We start from the raw sequence: 22,469 nt of genomic DNA on the forward strand, positions 1-22,469 counted from the left end.
GTTCCTTATTGCAGTTTCTTGGCCTTCTCGAAGGCCTCGTCGATCGAGCCGACCATGTAGAAGGCCTGTTCCGGCAGCGCATCGCACTCGCCGTTCACGATCATCTTGAAACCACGGATGGTTTCGGCCAGCGGCACGTACTTGCCGGGCGAACCGGTGAACACTTCGGCCACGTGGAACGGCTGCGACAGGAAACGCTGGATCTTACGGGCGCGGGCCACGGCCTGCTTGTCTTCCGGCGACAGTTCGTCCATGCCCAGAATCGCGATGATGTCGCGCAGTTCCTTGTAGCGCTGCAGCGTCTGCTGCACGCCACGGGCCACGGCGTAGTGCTCTTCGCCGACGACTTGCGGGTCGAGCTGGCGGCTGGACGAGTCCAGCGGGTCCACGGCCGGGTAGATACCCAGGGCGGCGATGTCACGCGACAGCACGACGGTCGAGTCCAAGTGCTGGAAGGTGGTGGCGGGCGACGGGTCGGTCAAGTCGTCAGCGGGCACGTACACGGCCTGGATCGAGGTGATCGAGCCGGTCTTGGTGGACGTGATGCGCTCTTGCAGCTTGCCCATTTCCTCGGCCAGCGTGGGCTGGTAGCCCACCGCCGACGGCATACGGCCCAGCAGCGCCGACACTTCGGTACCGGCCAGGGTGTAGCGGTAGATGTTGTCGACGAAGAACAGAATGTCGCGGCCTTCGTCGCGGAACTTCTCGGCCATGGTCAGGCCGGTCAGCGCCACGCGCAGACGGTTACCGGGGGGTTCGTTCATCTGACCGAACACCATGGCGACCTTGTCCAGAACGTTCGACTCTTCCATTTCGTGGTAGAAGTCGTTGCCTTCGCGGGTACGCTCACCCACGCCGGCGAACACCGACAAGCCGCTGTGCTGCTTGGCGATGTTGTTGATCAGTTCCATCATGTTGACGGTCTTGCCCACGCCGGCGCCGCCGAACAGGCCGACCTTGCCGCCCTTGGCGAACGGGCACACCAGGTCGATAACCTTGATGCCGGTTTCCAGCAGTTCCACCGACGGCGACAGCTCGTCGAAACGGGGGGCCGGTTGGTGGATGCCACGCTTTTCTTCGTGCTGGATCGGGCCGGCTTCGTCGATGGGACGACCCAGCACGTCCATGATGCGGCCGAGCGTGCCGGTGCCGACGGGCACCGAGATCGGGGCGCCGGTGCCGGCGACCTTCATGCCGCGGCGCAGGCCGTCGCTGGAGCCCAGGGCGATGGTACGCACCACGCCGTCACCCAGCTGTTGCTGCACTTCCAGCGTCAGACCCTTTTCGGCGAACGAGGAACCCTCGTCGACCAGAGTAAGCGCTTCGTAGATCTTGGGCATGTGATCGCGGGGGAACTGAATATCCACCACGGCGCCGATGCACTGAACGATGGTTCCGTTGCTCATGTCGATTCCTTGATATTTTGACGGGATACTGCCCGGTTTACACCGCGGCAGCGCCCCCTACGATTTCCGAAATTTCCTTGGTGATCGCGGCCTGACGGGTCTTGTTGTAGACCAGCTGCAGATCGCCGATGACCTTCTTGGCGTTGTCCGACGCCGCCTTCATGGCGACCATCCGGGCCGACTGCTCCGAAGCCATGTTCTCGGCCACGGCTTGGTACAGCAGGCCTTCAACGTAACGCTGCAGCAGGTCGTCGATCACGCTACGGGCGTCGGGTTCGTAGATGTAATCCCAGCTGTATTCCGACTTCACTTCCGAGGTCTTGGCCAGGCTTTCGGCGCCCGTCTGGTACGGATCTTCCAAACCGCTGGCCAGCGGCAGCAGACGCAGGAACAGGGGCTCTTGCTTCATCGTGTTGACGAAGCGGGTCGAGGCCACGTACAGCGCGTCGATACGGCCTTCCAGGTAGGCGTCCAGCTGCACCTTGATCGCGCCCAGCAGGCGGTCCAGTTGCGGCTTGTCGCCCAGTTGCACTTCCTGGGAAACCAGTTTGGCGCCGATACGGGTCAGCACACCCACGCCCTTGTTGCCGAAAGCGGTCGCTTGCACGGCGATGCCGTTTTTCTCGAACTCTTTCAGCTTGGCCAACGTCACGCGGGTGATGTTGGTGTTCAAGCCGCCGCACAAACCCTTGTCGGTCGTCACCATGACCACGCCGACCGCCTTGATTTCGCGTTCGACCAGGTACGGGTGGCTGTACTCGGGATTGGCCTGCATCAGGTGCGCAGCAATCTCGCGCACCTTGGTGGCGTACGGACGGCCAGCACGCATCCGTTCCTGCGCCTTGCGCATCTTGGATGCGGCGACCATTTCCATCGCCTTGGTGATCTTGCGCGTGTTTTGCACGCTCTTGATCTTGGTTCGGATTTCCTTAATTCCGGGCATTGCGCTTTCCTGTGAAGACTGGCCGATGGGTTGGCGCTTGCGCCTCAACCATCCGATAAGGATGGGTGAGGCGCCGCTGACGCCTAACCCATCACTTTCTTAAAAAGCACCGTGCTTCTTGAATTCCTGGATGGCGGCGGCGAGTTCGCTTTCGTCGTCCTTGGACAGTTCCTTGGTGTCTTCGACGCGCTGGATCAGGGCGGCGTGCTTGGCCTTGAGCTGGTCCTTGAGCGACTTCTCGAACGACAGCACCTGGGCCACGTCCACGTCGTCGAGGTAGCCGTTGTTGACCGTGTACAGCGTGACGGCCAGTTCCCACACTTGCAGCGGCTGGTATTGCGGCTGCTTGAGCAGTTCGACCACGCGCTTGCCGCGCTCGAGCTGGCGACGGGTGGCGTCGTCCAGGTCGGAGGCGAACTGCGCGAAGGCGGCCAGTTCACGGTACTGCGCCAGGTCGGTACGGATACCGCCGGACAGCTTCTTGACGACCTTGGTCTGGGCGGCGCCGCCCACGCGCGACACCGAGATACCGGCGTTGATGGCGGGACGCACACCGGCGTTGAACAGGTCGGTTTCCAGGAAGATCTGGCCGTCCGTGATCGAGATCACGTTGGTCGGAACGAAGGCCGACACGTCGCCCGCCTGGGTTTCGATGATCGGCAGCGCGGTCAGCGAGCCGGTCTTGCCCTTGACGGCGCCACCGGTGAACTTCTCGACGTAGTCTTCGTTCACGCGGGCGGCACGTTCCAGCAGGCGCGAGTGCAGGTAGAACACGTCGCCCGGGTAGGCTTCGCGGCCCGGCGGACGGCGCAGCAGCAGCGAGACCTGGCGGTAGGCCCAGGCTTGCTTGGTCAGGTCGTCATAGACGATCAGGGCGTCTTCGCCGCGATCGCGGAAGTATTCGCCCATCGTGCAGCCGGCGTAGGCGGCCAGGTACTGCATGGCGGCGGAGTCGGAAGCCGAGGCGGCCACGACGATGGTGTATTCCATCGCGCCGTGCTCTTCGAGCTTGCGGACCACGTTGTTGATCGTCGACGCCTTCTGGCCGATAGCGACGTACACGCAGGTGACGCCCTTGCCCTTCTGGCTGATGATCGTGTCGACGGCCACGGCGGTCTTGCCGGTCTGGCGGTCGCCAATGATCAGTTCGCGCTGGCCACGGCCGATGGGAACCATCGAGTCGATAGCCTTGATGCCGGTTTGCAGCGGCTGCGACACCGAGCGGCGGGCGATAACGCCGGGGGCCACTTTTTCGATGATGTCGGTGGCCTTGGCGTTGACCGGGCCCTTGCCGTCGATCGGCTCGCCCAGCGTGTTGACCACGCGGCCTTTCAGTTCCGGACCGACCGGAACTTCCAGAATGCGGCCGGTCGTCTTGACCTGGTCGCCTTCGGAAACGCCGGTGTAGTCGCCGAGAATAACGGCGCCGACGGAATCACGCTCGAGGTTGAGCGCCAGACCGAAAACGTTGTTGGGGAATTCGAGCATTTCGCCCTGCATCACGTCCGACAGGCCGTGGATGCGGGTAATACCGTCGGTCACGGACACGACGGTGCCCTGAGTACGGACATCAGCCGAAGCGCCCAGGCCCTCGATGCGGCTCTTGAGCAGTTCGCTGATCTCGGAGGGATTGAGTTGCATATTGACTCCTGGAATCCTGTTAGTGCTGCCTTTAAGCGGCGAGCGTATCGCGCATGCGGGCCAATTGGGCTTGTACGGAAGTATCGAGCACCTGGTCCCCGACGGCCACGCGCACGCCGCCGATCAACGACTGGTCGACGGTGACGACGGGCTTGAGCTTCAGGCCGAATTTCTTTTCGAGGGCAACGACCAGTTCTTGAACCTGGGCGTCGCTCAGCTCGAACGCGCTGGTGATTTCCGCCTGCGCCGTGCCGTCGTGACGGTTCCGCAGCACCACGAATTGCGTGGCGATTTCGGGCAGCAGCAGCAACCGGTCGTTTTCGACCAGCAGCTCGATGAAATTGCGGGCGGCCTGGGGCAGTTCGGCCTTCACCAGGCCGGAAAACAGCTCGACGCGCTGCTTGTCGCCCAGACGCGGATCGGCCATGGCCTCGCGCACGTCGGGGTTGGAGGCGACCTGCGACAGCTCGCTGACCAGGTCGGCCCAAGCCTGCAGGCCGGCCTTGTCGTCACACGCGGCGGCGAACAAGGCTTCGGCGTAGGGCCTGGCAACAGTGGAAAGTTCAGCCATGACGGTCCCGGATTAAAGCTGCGCGCGGAGCTGGTTCAGCAGCTCGGCGTGGGCGCGGGCGTCAACCTCGCGCTTGAGGATCTGTTCAGCACCCTTGACGGCCAGCGCGGCGACATCGTCGCGCAGCGAGTCACGGGCGCGCTGGACTTCCTGCGCGGCATCCTGTGCAGCTTGCGCCACGATGCGGGCACGCTCGGCTTCCGCTTCACGGCGGGCCTGCTCGATCAGGGAGGCGGCTTGCTTTTCGGCCTCGATGATGCGGGCGTGGTTTTCGGACTTGGCAGAAGCCTCGATCAGACTGACACGCGCCTGGGCCTGGGCCAGATCGGCCTTGCCCTTCTCCGCGGCGGCAAGGCCGTCGGCGATTTTTTGGCGGCGCTCGTCCATCGCCTTCGTCAGAGGAGGCCACACGAATTTCATCGTGAACCAGCCCAGAACGAAGAACACGAGCATCTGGAAAATGATCGTCGCGTTCAGATTCACGGTCGTTCCTTTAACACCTTGCGGCTCCGACGGCGCCCGGGACGGGCAACGCGGAGCACTCGATACTTTGCCGGCCGGCGACGGGGCTCAGGCCCACATCGCCGCCAGCGTCATGACCCGCCTTTTCGCCGGCGGGCGTGCCTTAGCCGACGAACGGGTTGGCGAAGGCGAACAGCATGGCGATACCCACGCCGATCAGGAATGCCGCGTCGATCAGGCCAGCCAGCAGGAACATCTTGGTTTGCAGAGCGTTCATCAGTTCAGGCTGACGAGCCGAAGCTTCCAGGTATTTGCCGCCCATCAGTGCGATGCCGATGCAAGCGCCGATAGCGCCCAGACCGATGATAAGACCGCAAGCGAGAGCAACGAAAGCGACGTTGGTCATGACAACTCCTTGGTTAGAAATCTGAAGTCAAAAAATAAAAAGATTGGGGTACTGCTCAATGCAAGAGGATCTTGCTATCCAGCGCCGGCCGGGTGGCCGGCGCCGGAAATTCGGGGGATCAGTGGCCTTCGTGCGCCTGGCCGAGATACACCAGGGTCAGCATCATGAAGATGAAGGCCTGGAGCAACACGATCAGGATGTGGAAGATGGCCCAGATCGAGCCGGCCAGCACGTGGCCGATTCCCAAGCCGATGCTGGCGCCGTTCAAGCCGGTCCAGGCTCCGCCCAGGAGGGCGATCAGCATGAAAATCAATTCGCCGGCGAACATGTTGCCGAACAACCGCATGCCCAGGGAGACGGACTTGGCGGCGTATTCGATCAGGTTCAGCAGCAGATTGAACGGAGCCAGGACGACGGCGCCCAGGCCATGCGCATGGAACGGCGCGGTGAACAGTTCCTTGACGAAGCCGCCCGGGTGCTTGATCTTGATGCCGTAGTAGAACATCAGCAGCAGCACGCCCAGCGACATGCCCATCGGCACGTTCAGGTCGGCGGTCGGCAGCACGCGGTGGTAGTAGAGGGGGTCGCCATGGTGCACGCCCAGGCCGGTCCAGCGCCAGATCGACGGCAACAGGTCGACGGGCAGCAGATCCAGCGCGTTCATCAGGATGATCCAGAGGAACACGGTGAGGGCGAGCGGAGCGATGAAGAGGCGGCTCTTGGCATTGTGGACGATGCCCTTGGCCTGATCGTCGACCATGTCGACGATCATTTCCACGAAGGCCTGGAAGCGGCCCGGGACGCCGGCGGTCGCGCGGCGGGCGGCGCGCCACAGGAAGAAGATGACGATCAGACCCGTCAGGCCGGACCAGAACAACGAGTCGTAATTGATGATGTCGAACTGAGCAATTGCGCTCTGTTTCTCACCCGTATTGTTCAGATGCACCAGGTGGTGCTGAATATACGCGGACTGAGGCGACACGTCGCTGGCAGCAGCCATTTGAATCCTACCCTATTTGCTGTATGCCCGAGCCCTTGCGAGCCGGACGATTCCACGATTCCGTTTGCCGTTAACCTACCCGGCGCGCTATGACAACTTGCGGAACATCAAAAGCAGGAGATATCCCTTCAGGGTGAGTATCAGACCCAGCAGCGCGGCAGGCCAGACCAGAGTGTCCTGCGCCGCACGCGAAAGCAGCCACAACAGCAACGCCGTTGCAAACAGCTTGATCAACTCACCAGAGAGAAAGGTAAAGGGACTGGCCTTACCGGCCCGCACGCTGACAGCCAGGCGCAATGCGAACAACGCATTGGGTATGAAATACGCTCCTGCCCCCGCCAGCGCCGACCAACCTGCCGCCGCCCCTCCGACAACCCCCGCTATCACTGCTGCTGCGAGCCCCATGGCGCCTTGCGCCACCAGTGCCAACAGGAGACCGCGGCCAGCCTGTGCATTCAGCGCCGCGCGATCCGCGTCGCTCAGAACCAGCACCCGGTCCACCGGATCCTGGCCCGCCAGAACCTGGCGTGCCGCGCCCTGTTGCGCCAAGCGAAGCCCCTGATTCAACAGGTTCCCCGACCTATCCTGGCGCGCAGGTTCGTGCCGCACTATGTTCTGCTGCATCAAACTTCCCCGCTTAAAGCCAACACCTAGCCTTAGCCTTCTAGCCAACTTTCAGCCACGTTCCGGCCACAACTCCTGGCTACGCACTGGCTATGCCCCGTCAGAACCGGCGAAAACATCGCCCTGTGTTCTTATCCCGCAAGCGTCAAACCCGCAGAGTATAGCGTGATTCTTTTTACCCGAGCAAATGAACTTTCGGCCGTTTGTAAGGCGGCAACAAGCCTCGCCAGCGGGGCGCGCCGGGATGGAAATTGGGGACGCGAATGGCGCCGGCAGGCGCGGCGAACGCCACGCGTCCGGGACAAAAAAGCGGCTCCCGCAGGAGCCGCGCCAAGCCTGCCGGCCGCTGGCGCCCACGCGCCCCGGCCGTGCGTCAGTCTTCCTGCACCGGCGGCGGTGCCCACAGTCCGTCCAGCGCCACGTCCTGCGGCCAATACAGGCGCATGCTGAGCAGGAACCGGCCGTCGGCGGCCGGCGTGGCCAGCCAGTTGGGCCGCTTGCGTTCACCCGGATCGCGGCGCTGGATGTAGATATCGAGCGAGCCGTCGGCGTTGTACTTCAGGCCGTCGGTGCTGCGCAGCACGTAGCGGTTGGCGGGATTGTCGGGAAAGCCGTGCTTGTCGTTATAGACATGCAACGACCAGAACGCGTTGGCCGGCGGCAACTGGCCCTTGTCGAAGTGCAGCACGTAGTCTTCGTTCGCGTTGAGCGGGCGGCCCTTGCTGTCGGCCACCGTGACCGGATAGAGCACGTCTTCCGGCGTCGGCGCGCCCAGGCCGGCATAGGCGATGGCGGCGCGACGGGTGTAGTCGGTGCCATACGTGCCGATGCCGGTAAGCACGGTGTTCCAGCCGTTGATCGGCGTGGCCAGGCGCGACACGCTGTCGGCAATGCGGCGGCCGGCCAGGGGCTGCGCCTGGGCCAGGGCCTGCTGCACGGCCGGGCTCAGGCGGCCGTACGAGAACGGCTGGCGGCCGTCCAGGCCGATGCGGCGCATGCGGTCGAGCATCGGTGTGTCATTGGCATGCGGGGGGTTGTTGCGCAGCACGTCGAAGAACAGCGTGAAGAACGCGGCGGCGTCCATGCTGGCGGCCTGCTCGGCCGGCGTGCCGTCGGGCACGGTCACGGGCATCGGCATGGGCACATCGCTGCCGATCGGCGCGGCCCCCACGCCCGGGCCGGTCTGCGGATACGGCGTAGTGCTGCCGGCGCCCCGGTGGCGGCCCGGCACCGGCGCCACCGGCGGCACCATCGGGCTGGCCGACATGTTGGCCTGGATCTGGTTGACCGCGGCATAGTCCTGCGGGCCGCCGGTCTGGGTCCAGCCGATCAGCCAACCGGTCGAGGTCGGGCTGTGGATCACGTCCATGCCCGGCGGCAACGCGCCCTGCCAGTTCGGGCCGACGATGGCGAACGACTGGGCGCCCGGGCCGTTGGTGCGCGTGCCACGCGAGGCGAACACATCGCTCCACATGTCCAGCGCCGACAACACGCTGTAGCGGTTGCCGGTATCCGGCAGGCGCACGATCAGGGGCGCGCGCGACACATCGAACCACAGGCTGGAATACAGCGCGTCGGCGCTGGGCCAGGGGGTGTCGGTGGCGCGCGGGTCGGGGAAGGCGGCCTTGTGGCCGAACTGGTTGACCGGCGCCTTGCCGTCCAGCGGCGACTGCACCGCGGTGGCCTGGCGGCGCGCCAACTCCATCAGCACCATGGGATAGGCATAGACATAGGCGTCGATGGCGATCTCGCGCATTTCCTGCGCGCTCACCTGCGGCGCGGGCGCGGCGGCGCCGGGATACGGCGTTTCGGACACCAGCCGCAGCGTCGGCCGCGGCGATTGGGCTTGCGTAGCGGTCATGAAGCAGACGCTCAGCGCGCCCGCGAGCGCGGCGGCGGACCACCGGCGATTAAAAGGGGAAGTACGCATGCAAGGCTCCTTGTTGCTATTGTTTGCATACGAGCCGCCGCGCGGGGGACTTACCAGTTCGGGCAAGCCTCTCTGGCGCGGCACCTCGTTTTCAGAGTGACGCCTTTTCAGGATAGGGCCGATCACTGCAACAAGGTGCTGTCCAGACGTTTCAAGGCGCAACGCGGGCGGCGGGCCGCCGGCGCATGAAAAAACGCGCCCAGGCGGGCGCGTGATGCGAAAACCGCGTCCGCCCGGGCGATCGCGAGTGGGGCGCACGACGCGCCCCGCCAGGCGGGACGAACGTAACAGGGCTTAACGGTGTTTGAAGTCCGGTTTGCGCTTTTCGGTGAAGGCGGCCATGCCTTCCTTCTGGTCCTCGGTGGCGAACAGCGAATGGAACACGCGGCGCTCGAACAGCAGGCCTTCGTTGAGCGAACCTTCAAAGGCGCGGTTGACGCATTCCTTGGCCATCATGACCGACGGCAGCGACATCGAGGCGATCACGGTGGCGGCTTCCATGGCTTCGTCCATGAGCTTGTCGGCCGGCACCACGCGCGACACCAGGCCGGCGCGCTCGGCTTCCTCGGCGCCCATCATGCGGGCGGTCAGGGCCATGTCCATGGCCTTGGCCTTGCCGACCGCGCGCGGCAGGCGCTGCGTGCCGCCAGCGCCGGGGATGACGCCCAGCTTGATCTCGGGCTGGCCGAACTTGGCCGTATCGGCGGCGATGATGATGTCGCACATCATGGCCAGTTCGCAGCCGCCGCCGAGCGCGTAGCCGGCGACCGCGGCGATCACGGGCTTGCGGATGCGCTTGAGCGTTTCCCAGTTGCGCGTGATGTATTCGCTGCCATACACATCCATGTACGACCAGTCTTTCATGGCGCCGATGTCGGCGCCCGCGGCAAAGGCTTTTTCGCTGCCGGTGATGACCACGGCGCCGATGTCCGCGTCCGCCTCGAAAGCCAGCAGCGCCGCCCCGAGTTCGTTCATCAGTTGATCGTTGAGCGCATTGAGCGCCTTGGGGCGGTTCAGCGTCAGCAGACCAACGCGGCCGCGGGTTTCGACCAGCACAAACGACTCGCTCATTACCTGTCTCCAGAGGATGGGATGAAATAAGATATACGCATGGAAAAAACCAATGCTTTCCCCATACTTTACCGCCTCGCGCCCCACGACCCCGCGGGACACCGCTACCGGATAACCCTAACCATCCAGACCCCCGCGCCCGACGGCCAGCGGCTGTCGCTGCCGGCCTGGATTCCGGGCAGCTACCTGATCCGGGATTTCTCGCGCCAGATCGAATCGCTGACGGCCCATTCGGGCGCGCGCCGCGTGGCTGTCGACAAAATAGACAATCACACTTGGCAGGCCGCGCCCTGCGACGGCCCGCTGCGGGTCGAATATACGGTGTACGCCTGGGACCTGTCGGTGCGCGGCGCGCATCTGGATGAAACCCACGGTTTCTTCAACGGCACCAGCGTGTTCCTGCGGGTGCATGGCGGGGATCATCTGCCCTGCCTGGTGGATTTGGCGCCGCCGCGCGGCATCGACGGCTGGAAGGTCTACACCAGCCTGCCCGAGGCCCGCGGCCACCAGGGCGCGGCCCGCCGGCACGGCTTCGGCCTGTATCTGGCGCCGGACTACGACGCGCTGATCGACCATCCGGTCGAGATGGGCACGCCGCAGGTGGCCCGCTTCACGGCCCATGGCGCCGAGCACGAACTGGTGTTCACGGGCGTGGCGCCCAACCTGGACCTGGCCCGCATCACCGCCGACGTGCGCAGGATCTGCGAAACCCAGATCGCTTTCTTCGAGCCGCGCGGCAAGCGCGCGCCGTTCCTGGACAGCAGTGACCGTTATGTCTTCATGACGATGGTGACGGGCGACGGCTACGGCGGCCTGGAGCACCGCGCCAGCACCGCGCTGATGACGGCGCGCAAGGACCTGCCGGTGCTGGGCCAGCAGGGCCAGGGCGAAGGCTATCGCGGTTTCCTGGGGCTGGTGAGCCACGAGTATTTCCACACCTGGAACGTCAAGCGCATCAAGCCGCAGGCGTTCGTGCCGTACGACCTGGCGCAGCCGGATCTGACGCGGTTGCTGTGGGTGTTCGAGGGGTTCACGTCCTACTACGACGATCTGCTGCTGCTACGTTCCAACGTCATCACGCAGAACGATTACCTGCGCCTGCTGGCCAAGACCATCACCAGCGTGGCGCGCACCCCGGGGCGGCACAAGCAGTCGGTGGCGGAAAGCTCGTTCGATGCCTGGACGCGTTATTACAAGCAGGACGAGAACTCACCCAATGCGCTGGTCAGCTATTACACCAAGGGCGCGCTGGTGGCGTTGGGGCTGGACCTGCTGATCCGCCAGGCGTCGGCGGGCGCGCATTCGCTGGATGATGTGATGCGCTTGTTGTGGCAGCGCCATGGGCGTGATTTCTATCGCGGCAAGGCCCAGGGCCTGCCGGAGGATGGGCTGCCGGCGCTGATCAAGGAAGCGACCGGGGTGGATGCGCGGCGCTTCATTGCGCGGTATGCCTATGGCACGGCGGATGTGCCGCTGGCGGAGCTGCTGGCGCCGCAGGGCGTCAAGCTGCAATGGAAGGCTTCGGTCAATATTCCTTCGCTGGACGTGCGCACGCGCAAGCAGGGCGAGTCGCTGGTGTTGGCGACGGTGCTGGAGGGCGGCGCGGGGCACAAGGGCGGGTTGTCGGCGGGCGACGTGCTGGTGGCGATCGATGGGTTGAAGGTCGAGGGGGCTGCCGGCGTGGAGGTGCTGCTGGGGCAGTACCGAGCGGGGGATCGCGTCGACGTGCATGTGTTCAGGCGGGATGAGTTGCGGGTGTTCCAGGTGCGTTTGAGTGAGCCTGAGGCGTTGGATTGTTTGTTGTCGTTTGGGTGAGTTCTTTTTGTAGGGCCTTCTCTCGTTGGAAGGCCCTTTTTGTATTGAGGCGGTGGGGTTCTTTAGACGCGTGTGGCGGGGCAGGCGGGGGAGGGCGGGGCTACGATTGCGGTCCGGAGCGTTCGCTCCGGACTGCCCCGTCCTCAACCTCGTACGCCTTCGGCTCCCTACGGTTTCCGTCGGGCGCATCTACACGCCCCGCCCTCCCCCGCCTGCCCCGCCACACGCTCACGATGAGACTTGGCCTCGGACTTTGGGGCGGACTGTGTGCTTGGCATGTTGGCGCACATCGGAGCTGGGTGGGGAGGGTCTTGCGGGGCCCGCCGCAAGGCGGCCGCGCGGGCGGCCTTTTCGCGACTTACGCGGTGTCTTGCGATTTGGGATGACGCGGTCGCGTGTGCGTCAGTTCAGTTTGGCGCCGGAGACGTCGACGGCTTGTTTCCAGGTGTCGAGTTCCTTGTTGATGTGGTCGGCGAAGGCGGCGGGGGTGGAGCCTACGGTTTCGTAGCCGTAGCTGTTCAGTTGGGCCTTCAGGTCGGGGGTGCTGATGGCGGCGGCGATGGCGGTGCTCAGGGCGTCGAGAATGGCGGGTGGCGTGGCGGCGGGAGCCAGGATGCCGTACCAGCCGTTGACGATGAAGCCGGGGACGGCTTCGGCGACGGTGGGGACGTTGGGCAGCAGGGGCGAGCGCTGATCGCCGGTGACGGCCAGGGCCTTGAGTTTGCCGGACTGCACCTGGGGCAGCGAGGTGGAGATGCTGTCGAACATGAGGGAGACTTCGCCACCCAGCAGCGCGACGACGGCGGGGCCGCTGCCTTTGTAGGGGACGTGCAGCATGTCGGTGCCGGTGCGGTGCTTGAACATTTCGGCGGCCAGGTGGCTGGTGTTGCCGTTGCCGGCGGAGGCGAAGCTGAGCTTGCCTGGATGGTTTCTGGCGTAGGCGATGAGTTCGGGGATGTTGTTCGCCGGCGTGGACAGCGGGGCCGAGACCAGCATGGGCAGGGTCGCGACCAGCGAGACCGGGGCGAAGTCGCGGCGCGTGTCGTAGGGCAGCGAGGGGTAGAGGCTGGGGTTGATGGCGTGAGCCGCCAGAACCATCAACAGGGTGTAGCCGTCGGGCCGGGCGCGGGCCAGTTGGGCGGAGGCGATGGCGCCGCCGGCGCCCGGCTTGTATTCCAGCACCACCGGCTGGTTCCACTTCTTCTGCAGGGCCGCGCCGAGCGGGCGCGCCAGCATGTCGGCGCTGCCGCCGGGCGGGTACGGGATCAGCAGCGTGATGGGCTTGTCGGGGTAGCCGCCGGCGGCGGGGCCGCCCGTCTTCGATGGCTCGGCGGCCTGGGTCGGCGTGGCGCACAGCAGGCCGGCGGTGGCGGCGAACGCGGCCAGGAAGAGACGGTGCATGGAGGGCTCCCGGAAGGTCAGGCGTAGCGCGGCACGCCGGCGGCGTCCAGCGTGATGAGGCGCGGCGCGGCGTCGAACCGCAAGGGCGCTTCGGTGGCGGCCTGCAGGGCTTCGGCGCTGACGCCTTGCAACAAGGCGTGCACGCGCAGGCCGTCGGGCGTGACGTCGATCACGGCCAGGTCGCTGTAGATGCGTGTGACCACGCCGGCGCCGGTGAGCGGGTAGCGGCATTGGCGCAGGATCTTGGGCGCGCCGTCGCGGCCGCGGTGTTCCATCATGACCAGCACCTGGCGCGCGCCGACCGCCAGGTCCATGGCGCCGCCCACGGCGGGGATGGCGTCGGCGGCGTCTGTCTTCCAGTTGGCCAGGTCGCCGCGCTCCGAGACCTGGAAGGCGCCGAGCACGGCGTAGTCGAGGTGCCCGCCGCGCATCATGGCGAACGACACGGTGTGCTCGGTGATGGACGCGCCCGGCAGCAGCGTGATGGGCTGGCGGCTGGCGTTGATGAGATCGGGATCGACCGCGTCGCCCGCCGCCGCGGGGCCCATGCCGGTGATGCCGTTCTCGCTGTGCAGCAGAATGTCCTTGTCCGGCGGCAGGTAGTCGCCGACCAGGGTCGGCATGCCGATGCCGAGATTGACCACCGAACCATCCGGGATGTCGCCGGCCAGCAATTGCGCGACCTGCTGGCGGGTCATGGGCGTGATCGTCGGCATCTCAGGTCTCCAGCCGCACTACGGTTTTGACGAACAGGCCGGGCGTCATGATGTGTTCGGGCACGAAGGCGCCCAGCGGCACGACCTCGTCGACCTGGGCGATGGCGTGGCCGGCGGCCATGCACATCACGGGGTTGAAATTGCGCGCGGCGTGGCGGTACATCAGGTTGCCCCAGCGGTCGCCCTGGTGCGCGCGGATCAGCGCGTAGTCGCCGCGCAGCGGCTGTTCGAGCACGTAGCCGACGCCGTCGATGACCTCCTGGCGGCGGCCCTGCGCCAACTCGGTGCCGTAGCCGGTGGGCGTGTAGAACGGCCCCAGGCCGGCGCCGGCCGCGCGCAGGCGTTCGGCCAGGGTGCCTTGCGGCACGCATTCCAGCTCCACCTCGCCGGCGCGGAAGGCGCGGGCAAAGGCCTCCGAATTGGGCGGGCGCGGATGCGAGCAGATGATCTTGCGCACCTGGCGGCGATCGAGCAGCGCGGCGATGCCGCGGTCGTGGGTGCCGGCGTTGTTGGCGATGATGGTCAGGTCGCGCCGGCCCAGCTCGGCCAGGCAGTGCAGCAGCTCGTACGGCACGCCGGCTTCGCCGAAGCCGCCCACCAGCACGCTGGCGCCGTCGGGGATGATGGCCACGGCATCCCGCATGCAGGCCTGTATCTTGTCGATCACTTATTGCTCCTGTGCGAGGCCGGCGGCATCCACGATCCGCTTCCAGCGAGCGCGTTCCTGGTCGATGAAGGCGGCGAACTCGGCGGGCGTGTCGCCGCCGGCCTGTCCGCCCATGGCGCGAAAGCGCGCGGCGATGTCGGGGCTGCGCACCACGTCGCGGGTGGCGGCGTGGAGCGTGTCGATGACGGTGGCGGGCGTGCCCGCCGGCGCCATCAGGCCGAACCAGGCGGTGACCACCATGTCGGGCACGCCGGCCTCGGCCATGGTGGGCACATCGGGCAACTCCGCCAGGCGCCGCGCGCTGGTGACGGCCAGCGCGCGCAGCTTGCCCGACTGGATGTACGGCATGGAACTGGGCAGGTTGTCGATCATGAAGGTGAACTGCTGGCCAAGCAGCGCGGCGACGGCGGGGCCCGCGCCCTTGTAGGGCACGTGGGTGCCGCCGATGCCGGCGCGCTGCTTGAACAGCTCGGCCGACAGATGCGGCGACTGTCCGCTGCCCGAACTGCCGAACGACACCTTGGCCGGGTCTTTGCGGGCCAGCGCCAGCAGATCCGCCACGCTGCGCGCGGGCGAGGCCTCGTTGACCACCAGCACGTTAGGCACGGAAATCACCCGCGTCACGGGCGCGAAGTCGGCCGGCGCATAGGGCAGCGTCTTGTACAGCGCATAGTTGATGGCGTTGGGGCCGATGTTGCCCATCAGCACCGTATAGCCGTCAGGCTTGGCGCGCGCCAGGGTCTGCGCGCCGATGATGCCGGCGGCGCCGGCGCGGTTCTCGACGATGACCTGCTGACCCAGTTTCACGGCCAGCTTGTCGGCGATCAGGCGCGCCGCGATATCGGTGGTGCCGCCCGGCGAAGCCGGCACGATGAGGGTGATGGGCCGCTCGGGCCATGCCGCCACGGCGGAACCCGCCATCGCGAGCCACAGCGCGCCGGCGGCCAGCCAGCGTTGCGAGTGCAGCATGCTTGTCTCCCTGCGTGATCCTGGTGCGGATCAACTTGTGCGAAGGAGTGTGGCCGCGATGCCGCCAAATGCCTATTCCGGAATCTGGAGGAGCGGCTTCACCTGCGCAAAAGAGCGCGGCGCGCCAGCCATGTCAGCGCGCCGCCATCTGCGCCGCCGTGCGCAGGAACGCCTGCAACGCGCGGTTGCCGTCATCGCGCCGCGTGACCGCGTAGACCGTGCCACTGCCCACGCTGGCCGGCAGCGCGCACACGGCGATGCGCGCGCCGAAATGGCCGCATGCCGACTTCGGCACCAGCGCCACGCCCAGGCCGGCCGCCACCAGCGCCAACTGCGCCGGCACTTCGGCCACGCGCTGCGCCACCGCTTGCGCCAAGCCGGCGCGGGCGCAGGTGTCGGCCAGTTCGCGGGCAAAGGCCGAGGTATCGGTGCGCAGCATCACGAACGCATCGCGCGCCAGGTCGGACAACGCCAGGCGCTTGCGGCCGGCCAAGCGGTGGCCGGCGGGCAGCGCCGCCACCACCGGATCGGGCCACAGCGCCAGCGATTGCAATTCGTCGTCATCGACCGCCGTGCGCGAGATGCTGACATCGATGCGATGGCCGCGCAGCGCTTCCAACTGCGCCGCCGGGTTCATTTCGTTGAGCAGCACCGAGACCTGCGGATGGCTGGCGGCATGGCGCGCGATCAGCGCCGGCACCGGCCCCATGAAATGCGAGCCGGACAGGCCGATCTCGACCCGCCCCGCCCTGCCCTGATCCACCGCGCGCACGCGCACCGTGGCGTCCTTCAGGCCGGCGAGCGTGGCGCGCACGTCGTTCAGGAAGGCCGCGCCGGCCTCGGTCAGCGCCACCCGGCGGTTGGTGCGGTCGAACAGCCTGACCTCCAGTTCGCGTTCGAGCTGAGCGATCTGCAGGCTCAGCGGCGGCTGCGAAATATGCAGCCGGGCGGCCGCGCGGGTGAAATTGAGTTCTTCGGCCAGCACGGCGAAATAGCGGAGTTGGCGGATTTCCATGGCGGCGAATGATTTGTGAAAGATATGAAATCAAACAAAAACTATATTGGAAACTATCGTTCGCGACGAGCAGAATTGCTTGCGCGCCGCCTTGGGCGCAGACAACGCCTACCGGAGACCCGCCATGACCCAGTCGCCCCGCGTCCTGCGCATCGGCCAGATCGTTCCCAGTTCCAACACCACCATGGAAACGGAAATCCCCGCCATGCTGCGCCGGCGCGAGACCATCGCGCCCGAGCGCTTCACCTTCCATTCCAGCCGCATGCGCATGAAGCAGGTGACGGCGGCCGAGCTGGCCTCGATGGACCGCGAATCCGACCGCTGCGCGCAGGAACTGTCGGATGCCCGCGTCGACGTGCTGGGCTACGCCTGCCTGGTGGCCATCATGGCGCAGGGCCTGGGCTACCACCGCGCCTCGCAGGAACGGCTGCACCAGGCCACCGTGGACAACGGCGCGCCCGCGCCCATCGTCTCCAGCGCCGGCGCGCTGATCGAAGGCCTGCACGCCATCGGCGCGCGCAAGGTCGCGATCCTGACGCCCTACATGAAGCCGTTGACCAAGCTGGTGGTGGACTACATCGAACACGAAGGCATCGAGGTGCACGACAGCCTGTCGCTGGAGATCGCCGACAACCTGAAAGTGGGCGCGCAGGACCCGCTGGCGCCCGCCAGCCACGTCGCGCGCCTGGACACGCGCGGCGTCGACGCCGTGGTGCTGTCGGCCTGCGTGCAGATGCCATCGCTGGCGTCGATCCAGCCGGTGCAGGACCGCCTGGGCCTGCCGGTGGTGACGGCGGCCGCGGCCACCGTCTATCGCATGCTCAAGGTGCTGGATCTGCAGACGCGCGTGCCGGACGCCGGTGAATTGCTGACCGGCAAATATTGAGCGCCGCTACGGCATGCGGCGGATCACGCTGTTGGCATACATCGGCCCCTGCACGCGGTGGCCGGTGACGACGTTGGTCTGGTAGCGCTGCACCACCCCTTCGAGCGATTGCGGATCGAGCAGCGCGCGCATCGTGGCAAAGCCCGCCGAGTCCACCCGCGCGGGCGCCTTGCCCTTGGGATAGAGGCGGCGCTTGCCCTCGTCCATCGGCGCCTGCAACACACCGCCGCTGGCGATCAGGTCCAGCACCAGCCTGCCATCGCGCAGCCGCGCCGAGCCATGGGCGCCGAGCTCGGCATCGTCCAGCAGCAGGCTGCCGGTCAGCGCGTAGTCGCCCGACGGCAACGGCTGCACGTACAGCCGCAAGGTGTAAGGCGGCTCGCCGTTGCGGTCGTCGACGGTCCAGCGGTATTCACCGGCGGCCCAGGCGGACGTGGCTTGCGCGGGCGCCGGGGCGGCAGGCGCGGCGGACTGCGCCACGGCGCCCGCGCACAGCGCCAGCCCAAGAATGGCGGCGCGTAACGGTTGTGCCAGGAAGGCGTGCATGATGTGCTCCTTGTGATGCGTGCAATGAATGCACTCGGGTGATGCGTTGCAGGCCGGCGTCAGTACTTCACGCGCATGCTCAGCATGACGCTGCGCGGCTCGCCATAGGCGTTGCCCATGTCGGCGTTGCCCAGGCGCTGGTAATAGACCTTGTCGAACAGGTTGTTGACGTTCAGCCCCAGCGAGACGTGCTCGTTGACGCGATAGCCGACGCGCGCGTTCCAGATCGCGTAGCCGCCCTGCGACACGCGCACCGAACTGCCGCTGACCGGCCCCTGCGCCGCGCTTTCTGTGTAGATGCCGCTTTTGATGTTGACGCCGCCGCCCACGCTCCAGCGGTTCCATTGGCCCGGCAACTGGTAGGTGGTCCACAGTTGGAAGATGTGCCTGGGCGTGAAGGTGCGGAAGGTGGCGCCGCCGTTGGTGTTGTCCTTCAGGTAGCGGGTGGTGTTGAAGGTGTAGCCGCCCGCCACTTCCCAGCCGGGCGCGAGCCGGCCGGATATCTCGGTTTCGATGCCCTGGCTGCGCACCTGGCCGCTGGCCTCGTAGCAGCAGTCACCGACCTCGGGGTAGTTTGGGTCGCGCTGCGCGCGGTTGCGCTCGATGATGCGGAACAGCGCGAACGAGGCATTCAGTCTCCCGTCGAGCCATTCGCTCTTCAGGCCCGCCTCGTAATTGGTGCCGACCACCGGCGGCAGCGTTCCGCCGCCGGCCGAGCGCAGGTCGCTTTGCACGCGAAAGATATCGGCGTAGCTGGCGTAGGCGGTCCAGTGGCTGTCGATGTCGGCCACCAGCCCGGCGTATGGCGTCATGCGGCCGTGCTCGCTGCTGGCCGGATCGCCACGGCCGCTGATCAGGTTGGTGCTCTGCGTGCGCCACCAGCTCATGCGCGAGCCCAGCACCAGCGTCAGCGGGTCGGCCACTTTCAGGCGCGCCATCGCGTAGACGCCCGACTGGCGCGTCTTGACGTCGCTCTTGCCGTCCCATTGCGGATCGGCGGGTTCGGGATAGTCGTGGACGTCGTAGCGGAAAACGTCCACCGGCCGCGTCGCCAGGCCCGGCAGCGAACGGGCGCTGTAGGCGCGCGCGCTGCGGTCGTACCAATTGCCGCCGAACACCAGTTCGTGGCGGCGCCCGAGCGCCTCGAACGCACCCGTCACCATCAGGTCCACCCCCAGCTGTTCATTGCGGTACTGGTTGCCGCCGCCATACAGGCGCGGCCCCTGGCGGGTGCGGCGGTCGACGGCGCCGCGCACGTAGGCATACTTGAGCGTGCTGGTTTCCTCGGCCTGGTTGACGTTGAGCTTGACGCTCCAGTCCGGCGAAAACCGATGCGCCAGCTCGGCGAACACCTGCGTGTTGGCGAAATCCCAGCGGTTCCAGTCGGCCCCCAGGTAGGTGCCGCGCGTCAGCCCGAGGTCGCCGCCGTCCTTGTAGCGCGGCAGCTGCATCATGTAAGGCAGCCAATCGCGCTTCTGATAGCTGCCGCCCAAGGTCAACAGCGTGCGTTCGCCCAGGTCGGCCTCCACGATGCCGTAGTAGGCCTGCTTGCGCGAGTTGGCCACGTCGTAGAAATACCTGCGGTCCTCCTGCGCGGTGGCGATGCGGCCGCGCACCGAGCCCGACGCGTTCAGCGGCACCGACAGGTCGAGTTCGCCGCGATAGTTGTCCCACGAACCGGCGCTGGCCGATCCGGCGAACTGCAACTCGCGCATGGGCCGCTTGCGCACCAGGTTGATGACGCCGCCCGGCTGGCCCGCGCCGTTGAACAGGCCAGCCGCGCCGCGCAGCAACTCGACGTGATCGAACATGAACAGGTCCGGCTGCGCCCACGACGCGCCGCCGGTTTGCAGCGGCACGCCGTCATACTGGAAGTACTCTATCGGGAAGCCGCGCGAATAGAACTGCGGAATGGCGGCGGTGCCCATCAGGTCAATGGTGATGCCGGGGGCCTGCGCCATGGCGTCCTCCAGCGACGCCAGGTTCTGATCCTCGATGCGCTGGCGCGTGATGACCGACACCGACTGCGGAATCTCGCGCATCGACAGCGGCAGCTTGCCCCCGATGGTGACGCTGGGCGCGGTGTAGGATGCGCTGCCTTCGGTAACACCGATCCGCTCACCCTGCACCGTCACCGGCGCCAGCGTGGCCGCGCCGGCCGGATCAGTTGTTTGCGCAGCGGCGTGCGCGCCCGCCGCCAAGCCCATCATCATGGCGCCGCGCCGCAGCCATGCCGCGCCGTTGTGGGAGGATACCCGCCCGCGCGCCGATCCTCGTCTCGCGCCCATCCCACGTGTCTTGATACCCACCGTTCCCTCCGCTTCCAGCCCGTTAAACAAGATTGATAATCATCTTCAACGGCGTGGCGGCGGGCAATGCAAAAGGCTTTCGATTCCTGGATTAAGGCTTTCGTTTTTCCACCGGCGACGCGGGTTCGCGGACCGCGCCGCGGTGACGCTCCCGGCGTCTTTAGCGCAAGCTGCTGGGCGCGGCCCCGAAGCGGCGCCGGAAAGCCACCGAGAAATGCGCCGGCGCGTAACCCACGTGCCAGGCCGCCTCGGACACGCTCAGGCCGCCATTCAGGATCAGCTCACGCCCGCGCGTCAGGCGCGTTTCCTGCAGGTGGCGCGCCATGCTGACGCCGAAGGCACGCTTGAATGCCAGGTCCAACTGGCGCGCGCTGACCCCGAGGTCGCGCGCCAGCGCCGCCGCCGACGGCGCTTCGCGCAGGTCGGCCGCAAGGCGGCGATGGGCCTCGTGCGCCGCGTCCAGTTCGCGCGCGGCGGCCACCGGCGACACGGCATGGACGGCCGGCAGCGCCTGCCCGGCCTGGGCCAGGGCCACCGCCGCCAGCTCCAGGCTCTTGGCCGCCAGGTACAGCGCGCGCGCCGCGCCCTCGTAGCGGCAGACCCGCACTTGGGCCGCGATGCGCCGCGCTTCTCGGCCCGCCGCGCCATGCCACACCGCCGGGCCGTCGGCGCCGGCGGCAGGATCCAGGCCCCGCAGGAAATCCGGATCGATACCCAGTTCGTCGCGCAGCTGCGACGCCGGCAGCGTGGCCAGGGTGAAATGCTGGTCGACGCCGGCCTCGAACGCGTCCGCGCCGCGCGCCTGCCCCGGCGTCCAGGCCAGGCATAGCACCGGGCCACGCAAGACCAGCGGCTGGCGGTCTTCGACCCGGCTGCTGACGCGCCCGTCGAGCAGAATGACCTTCAAGCCGGGATACAGGGCCTCTTCGCGCCATTCGGTGCGGCCGCGGCGAAACACGCCAGCGCGCAGGCCGCGGCCGTTGGCCTGATCGAAAGCCGCGTCGACACGGTGATAGTCGGCGGCGGCCGTGGCGCGGCCGGCGCGGGGATGGAACATGGGAAACGATCCGGCGGGCGCCAGACAGATTATTTGAGAATAATTATTATTAACTGCCCGGCAGCGGAACTCAAACCGGAAATGCCCCCGCCCGGCGCTCCCTCATGCAAACCGGAGCCGGGCTAGTCCCCCGCCCGCTCCCAACGCCGCTGGATCGCCTTGGCGGCCACCACGCCATCGGCCAGCGACGTGACCACGCAGGGATGCATGCGATGAGCCACCTCGCCGATGGCATAGATGTCCGGGACGCTGGTCTCGGCGGTGGCGAAATCGGTGCGGATGTAGCCGCGCTCGTCGCGCGCCAGTTGCAGGCCGTCGGCGAAGGCGGCCTGCGGTTCCCAGCCGTAGAACACCAGGATCAGGTCATAGCGCTGGCCGTCGACGCTGCGCGTGGCCGGATCCACCCGGTAGGGGCCGATGCGCACGCCTTCCTTGCCGGCGCGCAGCACCCATTGCTGCTGCGCCCGCACGCTGCGGGCGTACAGGTGCACGGCGCGGGCGCCGCGGTTGCGCACGTAGACGTAGTTCTCAAAAGCGTTGTCGCCGCCGCCCAGCACCGCCACCGACAGGCCGGCGTAGTCCTGCGCCACGATGGGCGAGCCCGGCCCGATCAGCACGCCAGGCCAGCTCGACCCCGGCGGGTGTTCCGGCAAGCCCTTGGCGCGCACGCCCGAGGCGATCACCAGGGTGCGGCCGCGCACCGATGATGCGTCCCCATTGATGTCGACCAGGGTCGCCTCGATGCCGCCCTTGCAGGGCCGCACCGCCGTCACCCGCGTGTCCAGGCGCAGCGGCACGCCGGCGGCGCGCACGCTGGTGTCGATGTTGGCGGCCACCTGCTCGCCGGTCATGCCCGGCAGCACCGCGATCCAGTCGTCGGTGAACGGGTTGTCCGCGCTCAGGCCGCCCAGGCGGCCGCCGGCCTCGACCAGCAGCGGCGCCAGGCCCAGCCGGGCCAGCCAGAGGGCGCAGGAGGCGCCGGCCGGGCCGCCCCCTACAATGACCGCATCGTGCATCTGTTGCATTTCATCCCT

Annotated in this window: 21 protein-coding genes; 2 read left to right on the forward strand and 19 right to left on the reverse strand. The window is 66.9% G+C overall.

Annotated elements, in window-relative coordinates:
* Positions 1 to 5 precede the first annotated feature (5 nt).
* From atpD to ACN6O8_RS11955, 10 genes are all read right to left on the reverse strand, one after another.
* Complete coding sequence (atpD, locus tag ACN6O8_RS11910; protein WP_054434844.1) at positions 6 to 1,406, reverse strand: F0F1 ATP synthase subunit beta; 1,401 nt, start codon at positions 1,404 to 1,406, stop codon at positions 6 to 8.
* Between the two features lie 37 nt (positions 1,407 to 1,443).
* Positions 1,444 to 2,349: a F0F1 ATP synthase subunit gamma gene (gene atpG, locus ACN6O8_RS11915; protein ID WP_008167500.1), complete on the reverse strand. Its 906-nt coding sequence runs from the start codon at positions 2,347 to 2,349 to the stop codon at positions 1,444 to 1,446.
* A 99-nt stretch (positions 2,350 to 2,448) separates the two neighbouring features.
* Entirely contained in the window at positions 2,449 to 3,990 is a 1,542-nt protein-coding gene (gene atpA / locus ACN6O8_RS11920) for a F0F1 ATP synthase subunit alpha (RefSeq protein ID WP_427991255.1), read from the reverse strand.
* Positions 3,991 to 4,021: 31 nt separating this feature from the next.
* On the reverse strand, positions 4,022 to 4,561 hold the full coding sequence (locus ACN6O8_RS11925) for a F0F1 ATP synthase subunit delta (RefSeq protein ID WP_427991256.1): 540 nt from the start codon (positions 4,559 to 4,561) through the stop codon (positions 4,022 to 4,024).
* A gap of 12 nt (positions 4,562 to 4,573) precedes the next feature.
* Positions 4,574 to 5,044: a F0F1 ATP synthase subunit B gene (locus tag ACN6O8_RS11930; RefSeq protein ID WP_006227275.1), complete on the reverse strand. Its 471-nt coding sequence runs from the start codon at positions 5,042 to 5,044 to the stop codon at positions 4,574 to 4,576.
* Positions 5,045 to 5,186: 142 nt separating this feature from the next.
* Positions 5,187 to 5,429: a F0F1 ATP synthase subunit C gene (gene atpE, locus ACN6O8_RS11935; protein WP_003815363.1), complete on the reverse strand. Its 243-nt coding sequence runs from the start codon at positions 5,427 to 5,429 to the stop codon at positions 5,187 to 5,189.
* A 118-nt stretch (positions 5,430 to 5,547) separates the two neighbouring features.
* Positions 5,548 to 6,429 carry a F0F1 ATP synthase subunit A gene (atpB, locus tag ACN6O8_RS11940; protein ID WP_427991257.1) on the reverse strand — a complete coding sequence of 294 codons (882 nt, stop codon included), beginning with the start codon at positions 6,427 to 6,429 and terminating at the stop codon, positions 5,548 to 5,550.
* An 87-nt stretch (positions 6,430 to 6,516) separates the two neighbouring features.
* Complete coding sequence (locus tag ACN6O8_RS11945) at positions 6,517 to 6,930, reverse strand: ATP synthase subunit I (protein WP_427991551.1); 414 nt, start codon at positions 6,928 to 6,930, stop codon at positions 6,517 to 6,519.
* Positions 6,931 to 7,426: 496 nt separating this feature from the next.
* Positions 7,427 to 8,983 (reverse strand): DUF1254 domain-containing protein, encoded by a 1,557-nt coding sequence (locus tag ACN6O8_RS11950; RefSeq protein ID WP_427991258.1) that lies wholly within the window; start codon positions 8,981 to 8,983, stop codon positions 7,427 to 7,429.
* Positions 8,984 to 9,277: 294 nt separating this feature from the next.
* The gene (locus ACN6O8_RS11955) at positions 9,278 to 10,054 is read right to left on the reverse strand and encodes an enoyl-CoA hydratase (protein ID WP_427991259.1); all 777 of its coding nucleotides are present in this window, start codon (positions 10,052 to 10,054) and stop codon (positions 9,278 to 9,280) included.
* A 39-nt stretch (positions 10,055 to 10,093) separates the two neighbouring features.
* Between ACN6O8_RS11955 and ACN6O8_RS11960 the strand changes: the two genes are divergently transcribed.
* Positions 10,094 to 11,869: a M61 family metallopeptidase gene (locus ACN6O8_RS11960; protein WP_427991260.1), complete on the forward strand. Its 1,776-nt coding sequence runs from the start codon at positions 10,094 to 10,096 to the stop codon at positions 11,867 to 11,869.
* Between the two features lie 402 nt (positions 11,870 to 12,271).
* Here ACN6O8_RS11960 and ACN6O8_RS11965 read toward each other — a convergent pair whose 3' ends face one another.
* The 5 genes from ACN6O8_RS11965 to ACN6O8_RS11985 all read right to left on the reverse strand — a co-directional run bounded on the left by ACN6O8_RS11965 (position 12,272) and on the right by ACN6O8_RS11985 (position 16,637).
* Positions 12,272 to 13,270 (reverse strand): tripartite tricarboxylate transporter substrate binding protein, encoded by a 999-nt coding sequence (locus ACN6O8_RS11965; RefSeq protein WP_427991261.1) that lies wholly within the window; start codon positions 13,268 to 13,270, stop codon positions 12,272 to 12,274.
* A 17-nt stretch (positions 13,271 to 13,287) separates the two neighbouring features.
* Positions 13,288 to 13,986: a 3-oxoacid CoA-transferase subunit B gene (locus ACN6O8_RS11970; RefSeq protein ID WP_427991262.1), complete on the reverse strand. Its 699-nt coding sequence runs from the start codon at positions 13,984 to 13,986 to the stop codon at positions 13,288 to 13,290.
* Between the two features lies 1 nt (position 13,987).
* Complete coding sequence (locus ACN6O8_RS11975; RefSeq protein WP_427991263.1) at positions 13,988 to 14,653, reverse strand: 3-oxoacid CoA-transferase subunit A; 666 nt, start codon at positions 14,651 to 14,653, stop codon at positions 13,988 to 13,990.
* Positions 14,654 to 15,622 (reverse strand): Bug family tripartite tricarboxylate transporter substrate binding protein, encoded by a 969-nt coding sequence (locus ACN6O8_RS11980; RefSeq protein ID WP_427991264.1) that lies wholly within the window; start codon positions 15,620 to 15,622, stop codon positions 14,654 to 14,656.
* 133 nt (positions 15,623 to 15,755) lie between these two features.
* Complete coding sequence (locus tag ACN6O8_RS11985) at positions 15,756 to 16,637, reverse strand: LysR substrate-binding domain-containing protein (RefSeq protein ID WP_427991265.1); 882 nt, start codon at positions 16,635 to 16,637, stop codon at positions 15,756 to 15,758.
* A 124-nt stretch (positions 16,638 to 16,761) separates the two neighbouring features.
* Here ACN6O8_RS11985 and ACN6O8_RS11990 point away from each other — a divergent pair, with 124 nt between their 5' ends.
* On the forward strand, positions 16,762 to 17,523 hold the full coding sequence (locus ACN6O8_RS11990; RefSeq protein ID WP_427991266.1) for a maleate cis-trans isomerase family protein: 762 nt from the start codon (positions 16,762 to 16,764) through the stop codon (positions 17,521 to 17,523).
* A gap of 6 nt (positions 17,524 to 17,529) precedes the next feature.
* Here the strand turns inward: ACN6O8_RS11990 and ACN6O8_RS11995 are convergent, their stop codons facing one another.
* The 4 genes from ACN6O8_RS11995 to ACN6O8_RS12010 all read right to left on the reverse strand — a co-directional run bounded on the left by ACN6O8_RS11995 (position 17,530) and on the right by ACN6O8_RS12010 (position 22,460).
* Complete coding sequence (locus ACN6O8_RS11995; RefSeq protein WP_427991267.1) at positions 17,530 to 18,069, reverse strand: hypothetical protein; 540 nt, start codon at positions 18,067 to 18,069, stop codon at positions 17,530 to 17,532.
* A 59-nt stretch (positions 18,070 to 18,128) separates the two neighbouring features.
* Positions 18,129 to 20,282 carry a TonB-dependent siderophore receptor gene (locus ACN6O8_RS12000; RefSeq protein ID WP_427991268.1) on the reverse strand — a complete coding sequence of 718 codons (2,154 nt, stop codon included), beginning with the start codon at positions 20,280 to 20,282 and terminating at the stop codon, positions 18,129 to 18,131.
* Positions 20,283 to 20,538: 256 nt separating this feature from the next.
* Positions 20,539 to 21,435 (reverse strand): helix-turn-helix transcriptional regulator, encoded by an 897-nt coding sequence (locus tag ACN6O8_RS12005; RefSeq protein ID WP_427991269.1) that lies wholly within the window; start codon positions 21,433 to 21,435, stop codon positions 20,539 to 20,541.
* A 122-nt stretch (positions 21,436 to 21,557) separates the two neighbouring features.
* Complete coding sequence (locus ACN6O8_RS12010) at positions 21,558 to 22,460, reverse strand: NAD(P)/FAD-dependent oxidoreductase (RefSeq protein WP_427991270.1); 903 nt, start codon at positions 22,458 to 22,460, stop codon at positions 21,558 to 21,560.
* Positions 22,461 to 22,469: the final 9 nt, after the last annotated feature.

The sequence above is a fragment of the Achromobacter sp. genome, assembly GCF_050285565.1.
In the GTDB taxonomy this organism is placed as follows: domain Bacteria; phylum Pseudomonadota; class Gammaproteobacteria; order Burkholderiales; family Burkholderiaceae_B; genus Achromobacter.

Coding starts and splice junctions, on each gene's coding strand:
- atpD (WP_054434844.1), bottom strand. CDS start 1,406: ATGAGCAACGGAACCATCGTTCAGTGCATCGGCGCCGTGGTGGATATT.
- atpG (WP_008167500.1), bottom strand. CDS start 2,349: ATGCCCGGAATTAAGGAAATCCGAACCAAGATCAAGAGCGTGCAAAAC.
- atpA (WP_427991255.1), bottom strand. CDS start 3,990: ATGCAACTCAATCCCTCCGAGATCAGCGAACTGCTCAAGAGCCGCATC.
- ACN6O8_RS11925 (WP_427991256.1), bottom strand. CDS start 4,561: ATGGCTGAACTTTCCACTGTTGCCAGGCCCTACGCCGAAGCCTTGTTC.
- atpE (WP_003815363.1), bottom strand. CDS start 5,429: ATGACCAACGTCGCTTTCGTTGCTCTCGCTTGCGGTCTTATCATCGGT.
- atpB (WP_427991257.1), bottom strand. CDS start 6,429: ATGGCTGCTGCCAGCGACGTGTCGCCTCAGTCCGCGTATATTCAGCAC.
- ACN6O8_RS11950 (WP_427991258.1), bottom strand. CDS start 8,983: ATGCGTACTTCCCCTTTTAATCGCCGGTGGTCCGCCGCCGCGCTCGCG.
- ACN6O8_RS11955 (WP_427991259.1), bottom strand. CDS start 10,054: ATGAGCGAGTCGTTTGTGCTGGTCGAAACCCGCGGCCGCGTTGGTCTG.
- ACN6O8_RS11960 (WP_427991260.1), top strand. CDS start 10,094: ATGGAAAAAACCAATGCTTTCCCCATACTTTACCGCCTCGCGCCCCAC.
- ACN6O8_RS11965 (WP_427991261.1), bottom strand. CDS start 13,270: ATGCACCGTCTCTTCCTGGCCGCGTTCGCCGCCACCGCCGGCCTGCTG.
- ACN6O8_RS11970 (WP_427991262.1), bottom strand. CDS start 13,986: ATGCCGACGATCACGCCCATGACCCGCCAGCAGGTCGCGCAATTGCTG.
- ACN6O8_RS11980 (WP_427991264.1), bottom strand. CDS start 15,622: ATGCTGCACTCGCAACGCTGGCTGGCCGCCGGCGCGCTGTGGCTCGCG.
- ACN6O8_RS11985 (WP_427991265.1), bottom strand. CDS start 16,637: ATGGAAATCCGCCAACTCCGCTATTTCGCCGTGCTGGCCGAAGAACTC.
- ACN6O8_RS11990 (WP_427991266.1), top strand. CDS start 16,762: ATGACCCAGTCGCCCCGCGTCCTGCGCATCGGCCAGATCGTTCCCAGT.
- ACN6O8_RS11995 (WP_427991267.1), bottom strand. CDS start 18,069: ATGCACGCCTTCCTGGCACAACCGTTACGCGCCGCCATTCTTGGGCTG.
- ACN6O8_RS12000 (WP_427991268.1), bottom strand. CDS start 20,282: ATGATGATGGGCTTGGCGGCGGGCGCGCACGCCGCTGCGCAAACAACT.
- ACN6O8_RS12005 (WP_427991269.1), bottom strand. CDS start 21,435: ATGTTCCATCCCCGCGCCGGCCGCGCCACGGCCGCCGCCGACTATCAC.
- ACN6O8_RS12010 (WP_427991270.1), bottom strand. CDS start 22,460: ATGCAACAGATGCACGATGCGGTCATTGTAGGGGGCGGCCCGGCCGGC.